This window comes from Streptomyces albospinus, assembly GCF_014648695.1.
Classification (GTDB): Bacteria; Actinomycetota; Actinomycetes; order Streptomycetales; family Streptomycetaceae; genus Streptomyces; species Streptomyces albospinus.
Window position 1 is genome coordinate 123,361 of sequence record NZ_BMRP01000008.1, and the last position, 17,570, is coordinate 140,930.

The following is a 17,570-nucleotide window of genomic DNA, read 5'->3' on the forward strand; positions in this document are numbered from 1 at the left end:
TCTAGCCCAGTTCCAGACTCGTCACGCCGAAGGTGCGCTCCTCGTCCACCGCCGGGACCGGCCCGGTGTACATCCGCACGGTGTGCGACCTGGGGGTCAGGCCGCGGGCGGTGGCGAGGGCGTGGGCGGCGCCGCGGGGTTCCGGGATGTCCATGGTGACCTCGTCGGCCGGGTCGAGCGGGGCGGTGAGCGCGTCGAAGAGCGCTTCGGCGGCCCGGGGTGTGTCGGCGAAGAGCGGGCCGATGCGGTGGCCGGACCGGGCGGGCCGGATCACTCCGTAGCCGGCGACCGCACCGTCCCGCAGGAAGACCCGGGCGGTGTGGCCGTCGGCCGTCAGCCAGCGGGCGACGAAGCCGCGCCGGTCGGCGGGGAAGCAGCGGCGGTCGTAGGCGGCGACGGCGTCGAGGTGGGCGGCGGAGACCGGTACGACCTCCGGCGGGGTCGCGCCGGCGGGGGTGGGGCGGCCGGTGTAGCGGAGGGTGTCGTACGCGGGGGTGAACCCGGCGCGCCGGTAGGTGGCTTGCTGGGCGGGGACCGCGTCCAGGCCGACCGTACGGGCCGCGGCGTGCGGGACGGCGGCGCGCCAGGTGGCGAGTCCGTGGCCCTCGCCGCGGTGGCCGGGGGCGACGAGGTAGTAGCCCAGGAAGGCGTAGCGGTCCGAGTAGTTGACGACGGAGACGGCCGAGAGGGTCCGGTCTCCGCGGCGGCCGATGAAGAAGCCGTCGGGGTCGGTCGGGTGGAAGCAGGCGATGTCGCCGCGGCCGGGGTTCCAGCCTTCGTCGGCGGTCCACTGCACCACGTCGTGCCAGAGGTCCAACGGGGCGGCGGTGACGGTGAGTTCATCCGGGGTGCGCGGGGGCAGCTGCGAGGTGTCGCTGAGCGGTCGCATGTGGGGTGCGTCCCTTCTGGTGGGGTGCTGTGGGGTCAGATCAGGTCCATGGCCGCGACTTCGTCGGGGCTGCCGTAGCTGACCGGGCCCTGGAACCGGCGGCGGGCGGTGGCGAACCACCAGACCGTGGCGATCAGCAGCACCACTGCCAGCGCGATCGGGGCGTAGTTGAAGGATTCCGGGGTGACCGGGTACGCCTGCGGGAGCATGAAGAGCACGTTGCTGACGGCGATCCAGATGACCGCGACGGCGGCGACGGGCTTGCCGTAGCGGCCCAGATTCCATGGTCCGGCCTGGAAGTGGGTCAGCCGCAGCCGCAGGAAGATGGGCACGCCGTAGGCGAGGAAGAGCCCGACGACATTGACGCTGACGACCGCGGTGAAGGCGGTGTGCGACCACCAGCCGGGCACCACCAGGACCAGCGGGCAGGCCGCGGCGAGCCACACGGCCTTGACGGGGGTGCGGGTGCGCGCGGAGACCGAATGCCACCAACGGGAGCCGGGCATCGCGCCGTCGCGGGAGAAGGCGAAGATCTGCCGGGTATTGCTGGTCATGTTGGCGAGGCCGCAGAACAGCATGGCGCCGATAACGATGAGCAGCAGGAACTTCGCGGTGTCCACACCGAGAGCGTCGACGAGAATCTGCACCGGCGGGGCATCCGCCTTCGCGGCGTGGCCATAGTCACGGATGGCGTACACCAGAGCGAGCATGAGGATCAGGCCGGTGATGGCGGAGTAGCTGATCGCACGCATGATCCCACGCGGCGCGTTGACGGTCGCCTTCACCGTTTCTTCGGACATGTGGAAGCTGCCGTCGAAACCGGTGAACGTCCAGCTGGTGACGAGCAGTCCGAGCATTCCGCCGTAAATAGCGTTGGTGAAGCCGGTGTTGTTCGCGAAGTGCACGGCGAACGACGGGGATTGATGGTGCGTCGGAATCAGCGCCAGCGCGCCGACGATCACCACCATGCCGATCAGCAGCCACCACACCGAAATCCGGTTCAGTACGGCAACGAGCCGCACGGTGTAGGTGTTTGCCAGGGCTTGCACCAGCAAAATGGCCGCGGTGATGGCCACCGTCTGCGGTGCGGTGGGCACGTAGGACGGCCACTGCATGGCGATGAACGCCTGGACGAAGGTGGCGGCGGCGAAGTTGGTGGCGGCGGTGCCGCCGACCTGGCCGACGAAGTTGAGCCAGCCCGTGTACCAGGACCAGGCGCCCTGGTGCCGCTTGGCGAGCTTGCCGGCCGAGAAGTAGAGCGCACCGCTGGTCGGGTACGCGGAGGCGATCTCGCCCATCGCGGCACCCACGAACAGCACCATGACCGAGACGCCGATCCAGCCGAATACCAGAATGCGTGGACCACCGGCGCCCATGCCGAAGCCGAAGGACGAGAAGATGCCTGAGATGATATTGATGATCGTGAACGAGATGGCGAAATTGTCGAAGGCGCGGAATCTCCGGGTGAGTTTCCGCGGATAACCCATGGCATGCAGCGTCGCATCATCGTCGAGAGCGACGGGATCCGCGTTGTCGGGCACTTTCGAGCGGTTTTTCGCGCGAGTGGGGGACGAGGTACGCTCGGGCACTACCGCAACCTTTCTGGTGGGGGATGATCGACGGATCGTCGAAACAGTCGGTCGGCGCGTCACACAGCGTGCGGAACGGGGAGGCCACAGGATCGGCGGGCTTTGGTGAGCTGTTCCTCGGGATCACCGAAGACGCTCCAGGGCATACGGGAGGCATAGGGCCCCATGGCGGTGAGGACTTCCCGGGCCTCGAATTCGTGTTTCGCCATGTAGAGCGCATGGGCCAGATAGGAAAGATCGAGCACCGGGGTGAAGCGGTAACCGGCCACCTGCGGAAACCAGTTGTTGTAGATCCCCATGGCGGTGGTGATCCACTGCGGCTGTTCCCAGGTGCGGTCCGCCAGCAGGGCGTCCGGGTTGTAGTCCTCGACCAGCGCCACCAGCGGCAGCAGCCGGAGCGGTGAGGACGCGGCGGCCCGCTGGCTCAGGAAGGCGGCGACGTCCCAGCTCGCGCTGGAGGAGCCGCCGTAGCGGGTGAAGAAGAACGCGAGGAAGCGATGGTGCGCCTCGCGGTGCCACGGGTCGAGCCGGAGGATGTGCGCGAAGAGGTACCAGGGGCCGATGGGCGAGGTCAGCAGCCCCTTGGGAGCGGGGTCCTGCTGCCGTTCGAGCCGCGCCAGGGCGAGCTGGGCGACCCAGGGAGTGGGGTCCTCGGGCGCCGTTTTCGCGGCTCGCTCGCAGGCCGTCTGCGCTATCCGTACGAGGGCGCCCGCCCGCCGGTCACCGGCGTCGGCCATACGCAGCGCCCGGAGCATCGCCACCCGTGACCATAAAAGGGCCGCTTCCGGGCCGGGTTCTTCGTCGAGCCAGCGCTCGGCCAGATCGGAGTCGGCCGCCACGGACGCCAGCACCAGGGAACGGTGGGCCCGGACCTCGAAATCCTGGCGGGCCTCCTTGAGCACCTCATGGGCGCTCAAGTACCGCCCGGCCCGGACATCCATACACGCGCGCGCCAGCGCCCGGTCATCGGCCGCCGGGCTCCACACATAGTGCCCCTCGAAGGAGTCGGCCGGCATGTTCCCCTCCCGGTCCACGCGGATGCCTTGCGACTCCCACGTATTCCGTCCATGCCGAATTCGGCTGGACCGCCACCGCTGGTCGAACGGCGGCGGCCCACACCCTACTCATTTCCTCCTCATTTCGAAAACACTCGTCTGGAATATCTGGTTCCGCACCTTTTCGCCGCCATGAGATTGAAAATCAAACCACCGCCTCGGGCGGTCGATTGGCATATTCGCTCCTTCACACACACCGCACCGGCCACCAGGCCCCCGGCCCCCGATCACGCCCGCCACGAGGAACACCTCGCTCAGCCCGTCCGCGTACGCCACCGCCGAGGCGCCCGCGCCGGTTCCCGGCACCGAGCGGTGGAAGACGGTGCCCGACAGCGCGACGCCCAGCGCCGGTCCGAGCTGGCGGGCACTGTTGGCCGCCGCGGCGGCGACACCGGAGCGCGCCGGCGGCGCCGAGGCCATCGCGACCGCCGGCAGCACGGGTGACACCGACCCCGCGCCGACGCCGGTGACCCCCGGCCCGGGCAGCAACACCGGCCAGGAGGTACCGGGTTGCGCCACGAGCAGCAGCACCAGATCACCGAGGCCGACGAGCAGGGTGCCGCCCCCCCCGATGCTCCACCGGGCGGGCATCCGGTGCAGCGCGCCGCCGGCCAGTGCGGAGGTGGCGAAGAAGGCTAGCGGCTGAGCGGTGATCACCAGCGAGGCGGCGAAGAAGCTGGGCCCGGCGCCGTTCCGGAGCCAGAGCCAGAGCACCGGCAGGAAGGCGAACGCGCCGAGGCAGTAGGCGCCCGACGCGAGCACCAGCCCGTCGAACGCGGGCGTGCGGAACGGTGCGAGCGGGATCATCGGATGTGCCGACGCCCGCTCGACGACGGCGAACGCGAGCAGCAGCGCCGCACCCGGCCCGAACCCGAACAGGGTCGAGGCGTCGCACCACCCGGCCTCGCCGCCGCGCACGAAGCCGAAGGTGATCCCGGTCGCGGCGAGGGTGAAGGCGGCGATTCCCGGCCAGTCGATCGGCACCGGCGTACCGGGTGATCGGCCGGCACATCGGTGGCAGGCCGGAGGGCGACCGCGCAGAGCGGCAGCGCACCGTAGAAGATCCACTGCCAGGACGGGAGTTGGGTGAGCATGCCGCCGGCGACGTTGCCGATGCCCGCCGCCGCCCCGGCGACCGCACCCCGGACGGCGAAGGCGCGGGCGTGGTCCCGCCCCTCATAGGCCAGACCGATCAGCGGGACGAGGGGGGCGAACATCGCCGCGCCGGCGATGCCCTGCACCGCCCGGGCGGCGACCCCCCTTACGGGGCGGACGCGGTCCGCTATGAGATCGAGCTCACCACCTCCCCGCCGACCAGCGCGGACGAACTGGCCGAACGCTCCACCGCCGCCGGGATGGCCCTGGACCGCCCGGTGACGGAGGCCGATCCGACCGTGGTGCCGGCCTTCCCGGACCGCTGGGCCGAGGTCGTCGACGCCCCCGCGGACGAGCGCCGGGCGGCGCTGCTCAACGCGCTCCTCGCGGACGCGGCCTGCCACCCCAGGGTGACCGATCACGCCAACGGCGGCCGGCACATCCACTACCGGGAGGACGGCCAGAGCCTCGGTGGAGTGCTGCGGGCGGTGGGCAGTGTCGGCACCGCACTGCATCTGACCGGCCTGGGCACGCACCGGCTCGGCCGCTGCGCACTGGCCGAATGCGGTCATGCGTATGCGGACTTCAGCCGTGCCGGACGGCAGCGCTACCGCTCCCCCACCTGCGCCGACCGCGATGCGGTACGCCGGCACCGCGCCCGCGCGGGCCTGAGGGACAGCCGAAGAAACGGTGTCCGTTAAACCAATCCACCGGCCCGCCGTCGAACCGGTGCGCCGCATCGCCGCCGGACGCGAAGCCCGGCAAACATGAAATCGGCTCAAGAGCAACCGTAATTAGCGGAAGCTACTATCCGGAAGCGCGCGATCACATGTAGCGTTCGTTCGGACCGGAGCCGTGACTTCGCATCACGTCATGGCTGAACACGGGCATGGGCGCACTCGTACTCCCGAGCACGAAGGGAGCGATTGCCCCGATGGGTGCACCCGCATCACGAGTGCCGGCGCCCCGGCCCGGCACCGTACGTGGGCTGCGCCGTGATCGCTGCGCAGCAGAACAGCACCCCGAACGTCGAGCACCGCCATGTCTGTCCGAACACGCCTGCTTTGCAAGAGGAATGGGCCCAGATCATGTTTTTGAACTCCTCGACGACCCCCCTTGCGTTGCGACTGGAGGCCGACTTCAGCCGGCCGGCGATGGCCGGCCCCGGCGAAGGCCCGCCCCTGGCGGTCGATCGGCTTCCCGACGGCAAGTGGCAGCTCACCTTGCACGATTTGGAGCCTGTATCGATGCACCGACCGACCTCGGACGAGCTCCGGATCATCCTCGCACCACCGTGTGAAGCGCCGCCCGGCCCGGCCGCGGTCGGCGCGCACGTCCGGGCCCGCGCCGTGCGGCCGGACCCGATCCAGATCGACGAGGCCGCCCGGACGGTCTCCATCGACGGTCGGCAACTGAACGTCCCCCGGCTGGAATTCGACCTGCTCGCCCACCTGGTTTTGCACCCGCAGCGGGCGTTCACCCGACAACAGCTGATGGACGCGGTCTGGCCGGACTGCCAGTCCAGCGCCCGCACCGTGGACGTCCATATCGCCCGGCTGCGGCGGCGGCTCGGACCGCGCCGGCGCAAGTCCATCAGCACCGTCTTCGGGATCGGGTACAAGTACCTCCCGATGCCGTGAACCGCGGGCGCTGAACGACCGGAAGCACACCCGGGGCCGCCCGGCGGCAGTCCACCGGGCGGAGGCGTGCGGGCCGGTGGCCGATGGGAAGATCGGCCACCGGCCCGCTGACGCCATGTCAGCCGACCGACGGTGGGGGCGCCTCCCTGGAGACGCCGGCCCGCGCCGGACGTCTCAACTCTCCCCGTCCCGGCACGTTTCGGCCAACGTCCCGGCCACCGTCAACAGGTGGGCCGGGGTGCCGACCGGGGGCTCCTTGCGGACGAAGGCGCGCCGCAGGGCGTGGTAGGGCTCCTCGGGGTCGAAGAACGTCCGGTGCATTCGGGCCAGTTCGTGGTCCCGATAGGCGGCGAGCGGGCGCCGCCCCTCGTCCCGCTCCCGGTCGGCCTTCTTGGCGGCGATCCGGGCCGGGGTGGCGGGCGCCGCGGCCAGCCGGCGGGCGAGTCCCGCGGTGCGGTCGGCGAAGTCCTCCGGGGCGCAGTCGATGATCCGGTCGACCAGTCCCAGCAGTTGCCCGCTTCCGGCGCTGACCGGCAGGGCCCGCGCCATGAGGTGGTCCGCGGTCTCGGCCCCGACCCGGCCGGGCAGGGTGTACGTCCAGTATTCCGAGCCGTAGAGCCCCATCAGCCGGTAGTGGGGGTTGAGGACGGCCGCGGAGCGGCACCACACCTCGTCGGCGGCGAGCGCCAGCATCACCCCGCCGGCCGCCGCGTTGCCGCCGAGCGCGGCGACCACCAACCGGTCGGTGGTGGTCAGGACGGCGTGCACCAGATCGTCGATGGCGTTGATGTTGGCCCAGGACTCCGCGGCGGGGTCGGCGGCGGCCTCGATGACGTTGAGGTGGATGCCGTTGGAGAAGAAGTCCCGCCGGCCGCCGAGGACCAGGAGGGACGTGGGCCGGGCGCAGGCGTACTCGTACGCGGCGAGCAACCGCCGGCACTGGTCGGTGCTCATCGCGCCGCCGGGGAAGGAGAAGCGCAGGAATCCGGCCGGTCCGTCCTCGTGGTAGCGGATGTCGGTCCAGGTGCGGGCGTCTTCGGTGGGCTCCAGCGGGGCCGGCACCTCGGGCAGCGGCGGAAGGCGGTCGCCGAGCGCGAGGGTCGCGGGCAGTTTGAAGGTGGCGGGCTCCCCCGGGGCGCGCGGCTGCCGGAGTTCGGGGATCCATACGGCGCCGTCGGCGGTCGCCCGGCAGACGGCGCCGTGGCGGGTGGCGAGAAGTTCGCCGGGCCGCCCGGTCAGGGTGTCCTCGGGGTGGCCGCCGTGCAGGAACCAGGTCTCGCCGAGCAGTTCGTCCCGTACACCGGGCTGGGAGTCGGCGGCGCGCAGGGTGCGGACCACGGTGGCGGTCGGGTCGGTGGACCAGTTGATGCGGCGGGCGTCCTGGCGGAGCGGTGGCCGGGGGCAGCCGATGATGCGGTCGGGCGCCAGCGCGTGCTGGGGCTGCGGGCGGTGGCCGCCGGACGCGAAGCGGTCGACGGCGGTCAGCAGCGCCGCCATCGCCGCGTCCGCGATCTCGTTGCGGTACAGGTCGCTCTTGCCCACGTCGGGGACGGGGCAGTTGACCGTCGCCCAGACATCGCCGGCGTCCATCTCGTCGTTGGCCTGGAGGACGGTGACGCCCCACTGGTCCGCACCCAGGTGCACCGCCCAGTCCACTGAGGAGGGGCCGCGGTCACCGAGCGGGCCGGGGTGCACGATCAGGCAGGGGCAGGCCGACCACACCTCCCGGGGGATGGCCGTCTTGAGCATCGGGGCCACGATCAGCTCGGGCGCGTGCCGCGGTACGAGCCCGGCGAGCGGTGTCTCGCGGGTGACCAGCTCGACGGCGATGCGGTGCCCGCGGTCGGTGAGTTCGGCGTAGGCGCGCTGCGTCAGGCTGTTGAACGCGCCCGCGATGAGCAGAATGCGCACGACGGACTCCCGGGTGGGTGCAGGGTTGATCGGTGGACGGTCGTGATCGTTCCCCGTGCGCGGCCGGGAGGCCTCGGACCCGCTGGACAGGTCACCCGAACGAAACCCGATCAGACCCGGGCGGCGGTCGCCGGGCGGCGCCTTACGACGGCGCGGCCCATCCGTCCAGTTGACCCTCCGTCAGAAAGTTCCGCAGCCGATCATCTCGATGGAATCCCGCCAAAGTTGGCGCACCCCGCCCCTCTTCCCGTCACCCGATATTGCCCGCCATTGACATTGACTTGGCACTCCTTTTACTTTCGGTGGTGGCGGCATCGGCGCAGGTCATCCGGGCGGCACCGGTCGCCGCCTCCCCTTCCCCACACCTTTCGGAGGTCCCCGTGGAGCAGCTCATCAAGAAGATGGCCCAGGACGACATCTGGCAGGGCTGGATAGCCGCCAACTCCGCCCAGCAGGCGGCGAAGGACGGCTGCATCAGCGCCGCACCCAAGGCCGGCTGCATCAGCGCGGCGCCCAAGGCCGGCTGCATTTCCTGAAACGCCGGTCCCCCGGCCGCCCGACGGCCCGAGGCGGGCCGTCGGCGACTTCCCCCGCCGCCGGCCCGCCGGGCGCGGCGCCCGGAATCGGAGCGGGGCACCATCTTCCGAGCACACCGAGGGATTCCATGGAAGGTCAGCCGACCGCCGAGGTCATCGAGCAGATCCGCGACATCCCGATCTACCGCGAGTCACTGGCCAAGGGCCACTTCCCGATACTCGACAAGCCGGAGATCGCGCGCGGGTTCCCCGACAACTGGATGACGTCCCGCCTGGCCGCCGCGCTGGAATCCGGCGAGGCCGAGTTCGTGCTCTCCACCGGCACCCACCACGCCCGGATGCAGCTCATCCGGCCCCCGTACTTCCTGCTGCACTCCTACTACCGGCTGTGGAGCGAGCACCCGGACATCGCCGGCACCTGGGCATCCGGCTGCCGGCGGGTCTCGCTGACGACGGTGCTGGCGACGGAACACGTCGCACGGATCAACGCCGTCAAGCGCGGCGTACCGCCGGAACCGGTGCCGCCGCCGGCCGACCGTCGGCTCGACGACCGGACCTGCTATCTCAATCTGCGGCTGGATCCGGCGCGGTGGGAGCGCGACGACGTGGTGCGGATGCTCGCCGAGATCGAGGCCGCCCGGGAAGCGCATCCGCAGGGCTCGTACCACCTCGACTGCTCCGGCTACCACCTGGCGCATCTGGTGCGCAAAGTCGGTGAATGGGGACTGTGGGACGACTTCCCGCCGCCGGCCAGCATCATTCACGCCTACGAATACACCCCGGTGAACGTGCGGCGCTTTCTGCACCAGCACTTCGCCTGCCCGATCATCGACCTCTTCGGCAGCACCGAACTCGGCTATCTCTTCTCCAGCGACCGCCGGGGGAAATACCGGCCGCACCTCGACCGGATGAGCGTCGAACTCCACCCGATCGCCCCGGACAGCACGATCCACCAGCTCATCGTCTCCAGCGTGCGCAATCCCTATATGCCGCTGATCCGGTATCGCACGGGCGACCTCGTACGGACGGCGGACGGCTCCCCCGATCCGGAGAAGATCTCCCAATTCTGCGGCCGGCAGCAGGAGTTGCTGAGCACCCGGCACGGCCCGGTCGCCCAGGGCGACCTGGACCGGCGGATCGGCGAGGTGACCCCGCAGGTCTTCGTCCACCAGCTGCGGCTGATCGGCGCCGCCGAGGCCCGGCTGGCGTACACGACCTTCCACGGCGCACCCCTCGGACCGGCCGACACCGTCGCGCTGGAGCGGGGAGTCACCGAACTCACCGGGCGGCTCTGCCGACTCGACCACCGTACGCACATCCCCATCGGGAAGTCGGGCAAATACGCCTGGCTCGCGCAAGGAGCAGCATGACCGGCACACCGCCGATATCCGCCGAGGAGCTGACGGCACTGCTCGGCGCGGACATGTACCGCGAGGTCGTGGCGCATTTCGCCGAAAAGACCGATGCGCCACAGGAGTTCGTGGAGCGCCAGGTGCTGGAATGCCTGCGCCACCTCTATCTCGTCTCCCGCCACCGCGACCGGCTCGGCGGGCTCTTCCTCCCCGTCGAGCAGGACATCGACGAGATCTGGCACTACCTCATTCTCCAGACCCGCGAATACCGGACGCTGTGCGAAGAACGGCTACCGGGCCGGTTCTTCATCGAGCACCGGAGCATCGCCTACGAGGACTACCGGCAAGAGCCCGGCCGCGAGCAGGTGCTGGAAGAGGCGCTGCGCTGGATTCCCCTGTACTGCCGGGAGTTCGGGCCGTTCGACGAGGATGCACTGCCGCACTGGACGATCGTCCGCTTTCTCCACCGGCGCATGGGACTGTCCCTGGCGGACATCGCCGCACTGGAGCCGCTGCCCGCATGAGCGCGCGGACCACCGCCCCGGCCGCGGCGCACGTCCCGGCCCAGCGGCGGATCCTGGCCGTCCTGGTGTTCTCCCAGGCGCTCAGCGGGGCGGGGCTGGCGGCGGGGATCACCGTCGGCGCCCTGCTCGCCGAGGAGATGCTGGGGTCGACCGGACCGGCCGGGGTGCCCAGCGCCCTGTTCACGGCCGGGGCGGCGCTGGGCGCCGTGGGCATCGGACGCCTCTGCCGGCGCTGGGGACGGCGCCCCGGGCTGGCGTTGGGGTACGGCGCCGGGGCGCTCGGCAGCCTGGGCGTGGTGGCAGCGGCGGCGGTGGGCAGCGTGCCGCTGCTGTTCCTGTCCCTGCTGGTCTACGGGGCCGGTACCGCGACGAATCTGATGGCGCGCTACGCGGGCGCCGATCTCGCCCCACCCGAACGGCGCGGACGCGCGGTCAGCACGGTGCTGTTCGCCACCACGCTCGGTGCGGTGATCGGCCCGAACCTGGTGACGGTCACCGGCAACATGGCGCATGCCTGGGGCATTCCGCGGCTCGCCGGTCCGTTTCTGCTGGCGGTGGCGGCGTTCGGGACGGCGGGCGTCGTCCTGGCCGTACTGCTGCGGCCGGATCCGCTGTGGCCGGCCCGCGCGCCGGCCGAGGACCGGCCGGCACCGGATCCGGACGGCCCGACGGCGGCCGACGGCGGTGCGGCGGCCCGCTCCGTACGGCGGCGGGGGCTGGTCACCGGCACCGCCGTCATGGTCATCGGCCAGCTGGTGATGATCGCCATCATGACGATGACCCCGGTGCATCTGCTCGCCCACGGTCATGGCACGCAGACGGCGGGGTGGGTGATCGCCCTGCATGTCGGGGCGATGTTCCTGCCGTCGCCGCTCACCGGGCTGCTGGTGGACCGGATCGGCCGGCTCCGGATGGCCGCAGCGTCCGGTGTGACGCTGTCGGCCGCCGGGGTGCTCGCCGCGGTCGCCCCGCCGCACGGACTGCCGGCCCTGGCGGTGGCGCTGGTACTGCTGGGCCTGGGCTGGAACTTCGGCCTGATCAGCGGCACCGCGCTGGTGACCGACGCGCTGCCGCCGGCCCGCCGGGCCTCGGTCCAGGGGCTGGTGGACGTGGGGATCGCGATCGCCGGGGCGGCGGGCGGGATGTCGTCGGGCCTGGTCGTCGCCCTGGGCGGCTTCCCGGCGCTGGCGCTGGCGGGCGGGCTGCTGGCACTGGCGGTGATCCCGGTGGTCGCGTCGGCCGCCCGGAGGTGACCACGGCCCTCGCATGACGGCGGACCACGGCGGGCCACGGCGGGCAGCGGCCCGTCGATGACGATGGATCAGACCAATCCGGAAAATATCCTCAACATGGCGTCATTTCTCGTTATCACGCCGGAAACCTGGATGCTGCACTATGAGAGCGCGGGTCCGCCGTCGGCCGCGGCACGACGACCGGCCGGCCCCTTGACCCGACGCGCAACGGACGACGGACGAGCAGGCGGAGAGCGATGAGGCGGAAGGACACCGGTACGGCGGGCATATCCCGCCTGGTGGCCCGGCTCCGTATGCCGCTGACCGCCCTCGCCGTCGTCCTGGCGTTCCTGCTGGGCGCGGCGGCCTCCCCGTGCAAGGCCAAGCCCGCGGTTCCGGCCGCCGCCGCGGTCAAGTCGGCGAGCACCGCAGCGTCGGCCAACGCCGGTTCCGACGAGGAGAAGCACCCCAAGCGCGAGACCGAGCGCGGCAGGCCACGGCGCGTCGCGCCCTCTTCGGCGGACCCGGCGCCGACCCGCCGGGCGCGGCCCCCGTTCGGCACCGATACGGCAAGCGACTCCGCCGCCGGACGCCAACCCGCCGGTCTCACCAGCTCCGCGGCATCGAGACCGGACCAACTCCCCGTATTGCACTGCGTCTTCCGCTGCTGAGGGCGGCCGTGGTGGCCGGCCCCGACGCCGGGCACCACCTCGCGCCGCACGTTCCCGCCATCCCCACGGTGGCATCACTCATCAGCAGGAGACCTCCTCGTGGAGACCTTCATCCAGCATGCCCGGGGCCTGACGGCCCGTATCGCCGATCGCACCGAGGAACGGGAGACCTTCGGCCGGCTCGCCGCCGGCCAGTCCCCCCTCGCCCTGTTCATCACCTGCTCCGATTCCCGGGTCATACCGTCCCTGATCACCGGGGCCCGCCCCGGCGAGCTCTTCGAACTCCGCACGGCCGGCAACGCCGTGCCCGTCTACCAGGAAGGGATGGCGGCCAGTTCGGAGGCCGCCACCATCGAATACGCGATGCGGGTGCTGCGCGTCGCCGACATCGTCGTCTGCGGCCACTCGCACTGCGGCGCGGTCGGCGCCAAGGCCCGCCGCGAGGATCTGACCGGTGCGCCCGCCGTACGGGACTGGCTGGCACTCCAGTTGTCGGACGAACTGCCGGCCGGCCAGGAGCCGACGCTCGCCGCGGCCGTGCAGCGGCATGTGACCCAGCAGGTGGACCGGCTGCGCGGCTACCCCTGCGTACGGGAGCGGCTGAACGCCGGCGAGGTGCGGCTGCACGGCTGGTTCTACGAGGTGCACACCGGATCGGTGTCCGCCCATCAGCCGGCCACCGACGCGTTCCTCCCGCTGTGAAGGCGGGTGCGCACATGATGAAGCGGTTTCCTTTCCTCCGGGCGGACTTCACCGCCTCCCTCGTGGTCTTCCTCGTCGCCGTCCCGCTGTGCGTGGGAGTGGCCGTGGCATCCGGCGTACCGGCGGAGCTGGGCCTGGTCACCGGTGTCGTCGGCGGCCTGCTGACCGGTCTGCTCCCCGGCAGCAGCCTCCAGGTCAGCGGTCCGGCCGCCGGGCTGACGGTGCTGGTCTTCGAGGCCGTCAAGGAGTACGGCCTCGGCGCGCTCGGAGCCCTGGTGCTGGCCGCCGGGGTGCTCCAACTGACCATGGGGGCACTCAAGTTGGGTCGCTGGTTCCGGGCGATCTCGGTCGCCGTGGTCCAGGGCATGCTGGCCGGCATCGGGCTGGTCCTGATCGCCGGGCAGCTCTACGCGCTCGCCGACGCCAAGGCGCCGGGCAGCGGCCTCGCCAACATCGGTTCGCTGCCGCGGCTGATCGGCGACACGATCGTGTCCGCTACCGCGCTGTCCGCGCTCGGGGTCGGTGCCGGGACCATCGCCGTGCTGGTGCTGTGGCCGCGCTGGCGGCGCGGGGCGCGGGTGCTGCCGGCGCCACTGGCCGCGGTCGCGCTGGCCACGACGGCGGTCTGGGCGCTGGCTCTGCCGGTCGCCCGGGTGCAGGTCAGCGGGCTGCTGGACGCCATCCAGCCGCCCGGCCTGGCGGACCTCGGCCGGCTGACCGATATCGGCGTACTGGGCACGGTGCTCGCCTTCGCGCTGATCGCGTCGGCGGAGTCGCTGTTCAGCGCAGCGGCGGTGGACCGGCTGCACGACGGGACGCGTACCGACTACGACAAGGAGCTGATGGCCCAGGGCGCCGGGAACACGGTGTGCGGGATCCTGGGCGCGCTGCCGATGACGGCGGTGATCGTCCGCAGTGCCGCCAACGTCCAGGCGGGGGCCAGGACGAAGGCGTCGCGGGTGCTGCACGGGGTGTGGCTGCTGCTGTTCGCGGCGGCGTTCCCGGCCGCGCTGGGTGTGGTGCCGGTCGCCGCGCTGGCCGGTGTACTGGTCCACGCCGGCGCGAAGTTGCTCCCGCTGCGCGAACTGCGCCCGCTGTGGCGGGAGCACCGCGGTGAGGCGGTGGTGCTGTTCGTGACCGCGACCGCCATCGTGACGGTGAACATGTTCGAGGGCGTGCTGATCGGGCTGCTGCTGGCCGTCGCCAAGACCGCCTGGGAGACCTCCCAGGTCCAACTGGAGGTCCACACCCCGGAACTCACCGGGCCGATCCAGGTGCGGGCCGTCGGCAACGCCACCTTCCTGCGGCTGCCCAAGCTGCTGGACCAGTTGGAGGCGCTGCCCGCCGACCGGGACGTGGAACTCGACCTGAGTGGTCTGCGCCATCTCGACCACGCCTGCGAGGCTGCACTGACGAACTGGGCCGAGCAGCACCGCCGGAGCCGGAGCCGGGCGGTCGAGCCGGTCTCCTGACCTGTCGCCCCCGGCGCGCGACAGGTCGTCACGGAATGCGACGGCGGAGCCGGAATGATCCGGCCGGCTCCGCCGTTACTGAGAGCAGACAGACGCAGACAGACGCAAGCAGACGCAAGCAGACGCAGAGAGACGCAGTCAGCAGCAGACAGACACGGAGAGCGGAAGCGCGGAGCAACGACCCGCGGTCTTCGGCGAGGGGACGGACGGCATGCCTCTTCAGGGAGAGTACGAACCGAGCCCGGCGCAATGGGTGCGCGACCAGGTCGCGCGGTACGAAGGCTCCGGCGGCACGGAAGGCACGGCGCTGCGCGGACTGCCGGTGATCGTCCTGACCACCCGCGGCGCCAGGAGCGGGAAGATCCGCAAGAGCCCGCTGATGCGGGTGGAGCACGACGGCGCGTATGCCGCGGTGGCGTCGATGGGCGGCGCGCCCCGGCACCCGGTCTGGTATCACAACGTCGTCGCCGACCCCCGGGTGGAGCTCCAGGACGGCACGGTCCGGCAGGACATGGTCGCCCGTGAGGTCACGGGCGAGGAGAAGGCCACGTGGTGGGCGCGGGCGGTCGAGGCGTTCCCCGATTACGCGGACTACCAGGAGAGGACGGACCGCCAGATACCGGTCTTCGTGCTGGAGCCGGCGGACATCCCTCACTCGGGCTGACCCACCGCCCCGTCCGGTGAACTGCCGTTCTGCTGCACGGCGTTCGGCCGGGGGCCGGCGCGCCACGGATTCGGCCGGGCTGCGTCACGGGCCGATCGGGCCCCCCACGGCCCCGCTCCGGCTCGGCGCCCTCAGAGCGTCACCAGCGAGACCTCGGTGGCCTTGACGCTGGTCCAGACGGCGACGCCGTCGGCAAGGCCGAGTTCCAGGGCCGCCGACGGGGTGATCTCGGCGACGAGGTCGGGCGCCTCCGGTGAGGTGACCAGGACGCGCAGCCGGCTGCCGGCCGCGGTGATCTCCCGGACGGTGCCGGGCCAGACGTTGCGCGGGCTGCCCGACGGCCGGTCGAGGTGGACGGAGACGGCCTCGGGGGCGATGATCGCCAACGCCCTTGCCCCGTCGGGGAGTTGGTCGGCGATGACCAGCCGCCCGCCGCCGCTGAGCGCCAGCCCGTCGCCGTCGGCGGTGCCCGGCCAGGCATTGCGGCCGAGCATCCGTGCCACCCAGGGGGAGCGCGGGCCGCGGGTGACCTCGGCGGGCGGTGCGTCCTGGAGGGCGCGCCCGTCCTCCAGGACCAGTACGCGGTCGGCGAGCGAGACGGCCTCGACGGGGTCGTGGGTGACGATCAGGCAGACCCCGCCGAAGCCGGCGAGGTGGCCGCGCAGGGTGTGGCGGACATGGGCGCGGGTGGTCTGGTCGAGCGCGGCCAGCGGTTCGTCGAGCAGCAGCAGTCGCGGCCGGGCGGCCAATGCCCGGGCCAGGGCGACCCGTTGGGCCTGGCCGCCGGAGAGCCGGTCGGGCCTGCGGTGCGCGAGGTGGCCGACGCCGAGCCGGTCGAGCCACTGCTGGGCGGCGCGCCGGGCCTCGGTGCGCGGGACGCCGTGGGCGCGCAGCCCGTAAGCGGTGTTGGTCAGCGCCGACAGATGCGGGAAGAGCGCGCCGTCCTGGGGGACCCAGGCGACGCCGCGGCGGTGCGGGGGCAGGGCGGTGACGTCGGTGTCGCCCAGGCGCAGTGCGGCGTGGGCGCGCGGGGTGAGCCCGAGCAGTGCGCGCAGCAGCGTGGTCTTGCCGGCGCCGTTGGGGCCGACGACGGCGATGGTGGTGCCTGGTTCGGCGTTCAGGGTCAGCTGGTTGAAGCCGGTGACCTCGGCGTGCAGCGGCCAGTGGCCGTCGGCGGCCGGGGACGGCGCGTCCGGCTGCCCGGCGCCCGCGCCGGCGGGCTGCGCCGGGACGGGACCGGCCTCGCTGCCGGTGCCGGTGTCCGTCTCCCCGTCCGTGTCGGCGGGGCGTACGGCGCGGCTGCCGCGGTCGGCGCCGGCGCCGATCCAGCGGCCCCGCAGGCAGACCAGTACGGCCATCGCGATGACGAGCAGCAGCAGCGAGACGGAGGTGGCGGCCTCCGGGGAGTCCTGGAGCAGGAGGTAGACCTGGAGCGGCAGGGTCTGGGTGGTGCCGGGCAGATTGCCGGCGAAGGTGATGGTCGCGCCGAACTCGCCGAGCGCGCGGGCCCAGGTCAGCGCGGCCCCGGCGGCCAGGCCGGGGGCGACCATGGGGAGGGTGACGGTGCAGAAGACCCGTACGGGCGAGGCGCCCAGGGAGGCCGCGGTCTCCTCGTAGCTGAGGCGCAGCCCGGCGAGGGTGCCCTCCAGGCTGATGACCAGGAACGGCATCGCGACGAAGGTGGCCGCGACCACCGCACCGGAGGTGTGGAACGGCAGCACGATGCCGAAGGTGTTCTCCAGCCAGGGCCCGAGCAGTCCGCGGCGGCCGAAGCCGAGGAGCAGGGCGACACCGCCGACGGTCGGCGGCAGCACCATCGGCAGCAGCACCAGCGAGCGGACCAGCGCCTTGCCGGGGAACTCCACCCGGGCCAGCAGCCAGGCGAGCGGCACGCCGAGGAGCAGCGACAGCCCCAGCGCCCAGAAGGAGACCAGCAGCGACAGCCGGAGCGCTTCGAGCACACCCGGAGTGGTCAGATGGGTGCCGATATCGCCCCAGCTGGTGCGGCTCAGGATGCCGATCAGCGGCATCAGCAGGAACGCGAAGGCGAGCAGCGCCGGTACGGCCAGCGCGACGGGTGTGCGGGCGCCGGGTGCGCGAAGCCTGACCGCCGGGCGCGCGGCGGGGGTGCGAAGGCGTGTCATCGGGGTTCCCGGGATAGGTGCGGGCCGGCGGACGACGGGACCGTACGAGGCGGTCCGCTCCCCCGAGCCGGACCGTCCCGTACACCCGCGGCGG

17 protein-coding genes are annotated in these 17,570 nt (G+C 72.0%); 10 read left to right on the forward strand and 7 right to left on the reverse strand.

The window, feature by feature from the left end; all coding sequences use genetic code 11:
* Window position 1: 1 nt before the first annotated feature.
* The 5 genes from IEZ17_RS13695 to IEZ17_RS42320 all read right to left on the reverse strand — a co-directional run bounded on the left by IEZ17_RS13695 (window position 2) and on the right by IEZ17_RS42320 (window position 4,729).
* The gene (locus IEZ17_RS13695) at window positions 2-889 is read right to left on the reverse strand and encodes a GNAT family N-acetyltransferase (RefSeq protein WP_189299842.1); all 888 of its coding nucleotides are present in this window, start codon (window positions 887-889) and stop codon (window positions 2-4) included.
* A gap of 35 nt (window positions 890-924) precedes the next feature.
* Window positions 925-2,376 carry an amino acid permease gene (locus tag IEZ17_RS13700; RefSeq protein ID WP_189300091.1) on the reverse strand — a complete coding sequence of 484 codons (1,452 nt, stop codon included), beginning with the start codon at window positions 2,374-2,376 and terminating at the stop codon, window positions 925-927.
* Window positions 2,377-2,537: 161 nt separating this feature from the next.
* Window positions 2,538-3,494, reverse strand: coding sequence for a hypothetical protein (locus IEZ17_RS13705; protein WP_189299844.1), 957 nt, complete (start codon window positions 3,492-3,494; stop codon window positions 2,538-2,540).
* 108 nt (window positions 3,495-3,602) lie between these two features.
* Complete coding sequence (locus IEZ17_RS13710) at window positions 3,603-4,451, reverse strand: MFS transporter (RefSeq protein WP_229852242.1); 849 nt, start codon at window positions 4,449-4,451, stop codon at window positions 3,603-3,605.
* Window positions 4,337-4,729, reverse strand: a complete 393-nt coding sequence (locus IEZ17_RS42320; RefSeq protein WP_229852261.1) for an MFS transporter — start codon at window positions 4,727-4,729, stop codon at window positions 4,337-4,339. The genes IEZ17_RS13710 and IEZ17_RS42320 overlap by 115 nt, the downstream gene beginning before the upstream one ends.
* Between IEZ17_RS42320 and IEZ17_RS42325 the strand changes: the two genes are divergently transcribed.
* Together IEZ17_RS42325 and IEZ17_RS13720 are read left to right on the forward strand one after the other, a co-directional pair.
* Window positions 4,616-5,329, forward strand: coding sequence for a CGNR zinc finger domain-containing protein (locus IEZ17_RS42325; protein WP_229852243.1), 714 nt, complete (start codon window positions 4,616-4,618; stop codon window positions 5,327-5,329). The two genes, IEZ17_RS42320 and IEZ17_RS42325, sit on opposite strands and share 114 nt — an antisense overlap.
* Window positions 5,330-5,875: 546 nt before the next feature.
* A complete protein-coding gene (locus IEZ17_RS13720; protein WP_229852244.1) occupies window positions 5,876-6,268 on the forward strand; it encodes a winged helix-turn-helix domain-containing protein in 393 nt (130 codons plus the stop codon).
* Between the two features lie 174 nt (window positions 6,269-6,442).
* Here IEZ17_RS13720 and IEZ17_RS13725 read toward each other — a convergent pair whose 3' ends face one another.
* A complete protein-coding gene (locus IEZ17_RS13725) occupies window positions 6,443-8,179 on the reverse strand; it encodes a hydrogenase maturation protein (RefSeq protein ID WP_189299845.1) in 1,737 nt (578 codons plus the stop codon).
* A gap of 380 nt (window positions 8,180-8,559) precedes the next feature.
* Here IEZ17_RS13725 and IEZ17_RS13730 point away from each other — a divergent pair, with 380 nt between their 5' ends.
* From IEZ17_RS13730 to IEZ17_RS13765, 8 genes are all read left to right on the forward strand, one after another.
* Window positions 8,560-8,715 (forward strand): hypothetical protein, encoded by a 156-nt coding sequence (locus tag IEZ17_RS13730; protein WP_189299847.1) that lies wholly within the window; start codon window positions 8,560-8,562, stop codon window positions 8,713-8,715.
* Window positions 8,716-8,843: 128 nt separating this feature from the next.
* Window positions 8,844-10,085 (forward strand): acyl-CoA synthetase family protein, encoded by a 1,242-nt coding sequence (locus IEZ17_RS13735; protein WP_189299848.1) that lies wholly within the window; start codon window positions 8,844-8,846, stop codon window positions 10,083-10,085.
* A complete protein-coding gene (locus tag IEZ17_RS13740; RefSeq protein WP_189299850.1) occupies window positions 10,082-10,591 on the forward strand; it encodes a glycine-rich domain-containing protein in 510 nt (169 codons plus the stop codon). Before IEZ17_RS13735 ends, IEZ17_RS13740 begins: the two co-directional genes overlap by 4 nt.
* Complete coding sequence (locus IEZ17_RS13745) at window positions 10,588-11,844, forward strand: MFS transporter (RefSeq protein ID WP_189299852.1); 1,257 nt, start codon at window positions 10,588-10,590, stop codon at window positions 11,842-11,844. Before IEZ17_RS13740 ends, IEZ17_RS13745 begins: the two co-directional genes overlap by 4 nt.
* Before the next feature lie 236 nt (window positions 11,845-12,080).
* Entirely contained in the window at window positions 12,081-12,494 is a 414-nt protein-coding gene (locus IEZ17_RS13750) for a hypothetical protein (RefSeq protein WP_189299854.1), read from the forward strand.
* Between the two features lie 99 nt (window positions 12,495-12,593).
* Window positions 12,594-13,196, forward strand: coding sequence for a carbonic anhydrase (locus IEZ17_RS13755; RefSeq protein ID WP_189299856.1), 603 nt, complete (start codon window positions 12,594-12,596; stop codon window positions 13,194-13,196).
* A 17-nt stretch (window positions 13,197-13,213) separates the two neighbouring features.
* Window positions 13,214-14,668, forward strand: coding sequence for a SulP family inorganic anion transporter (locus tag IEZ17_RS13760; RefSeq protein ID WP_189299858.1), 1,455 nt, complete (start codon window positions 13,214-13,216; stop codon window positions 14,666-14,668).
* Window positions 14,669-14,879: 211 nt separating this feature from the next.
* Window positions 14,880-15,332: a nitroreductase family deazaflavin-dependent oxidoreductase gene (locus IEZ17_RS13765; protein WP_189299860.1), complete on the forward strand. Its 453-nt coding sequence runs from the start codon at window positions 14,880-14,882 to the stop codon at window positions 15,330-15,332.
* A 131-nt stretch (window positions 15,333-15,463) separates the two neighbouring features.
* Here the strand turns inward: IEZ17_RS13765 and IEZ17_RS13770 are convergent, their stop codons facing one another.
* Entirely contained in the window at window positions 15,464-17,476 is a 2,013-nt protein-coding gene (locus IEZ17_RS13770) for an ABC transporter permease (protein WP_189299862.1), read from the reverse strand.
* Window positions 17,477-17,570: the final 94 nt, after the last annotated feature.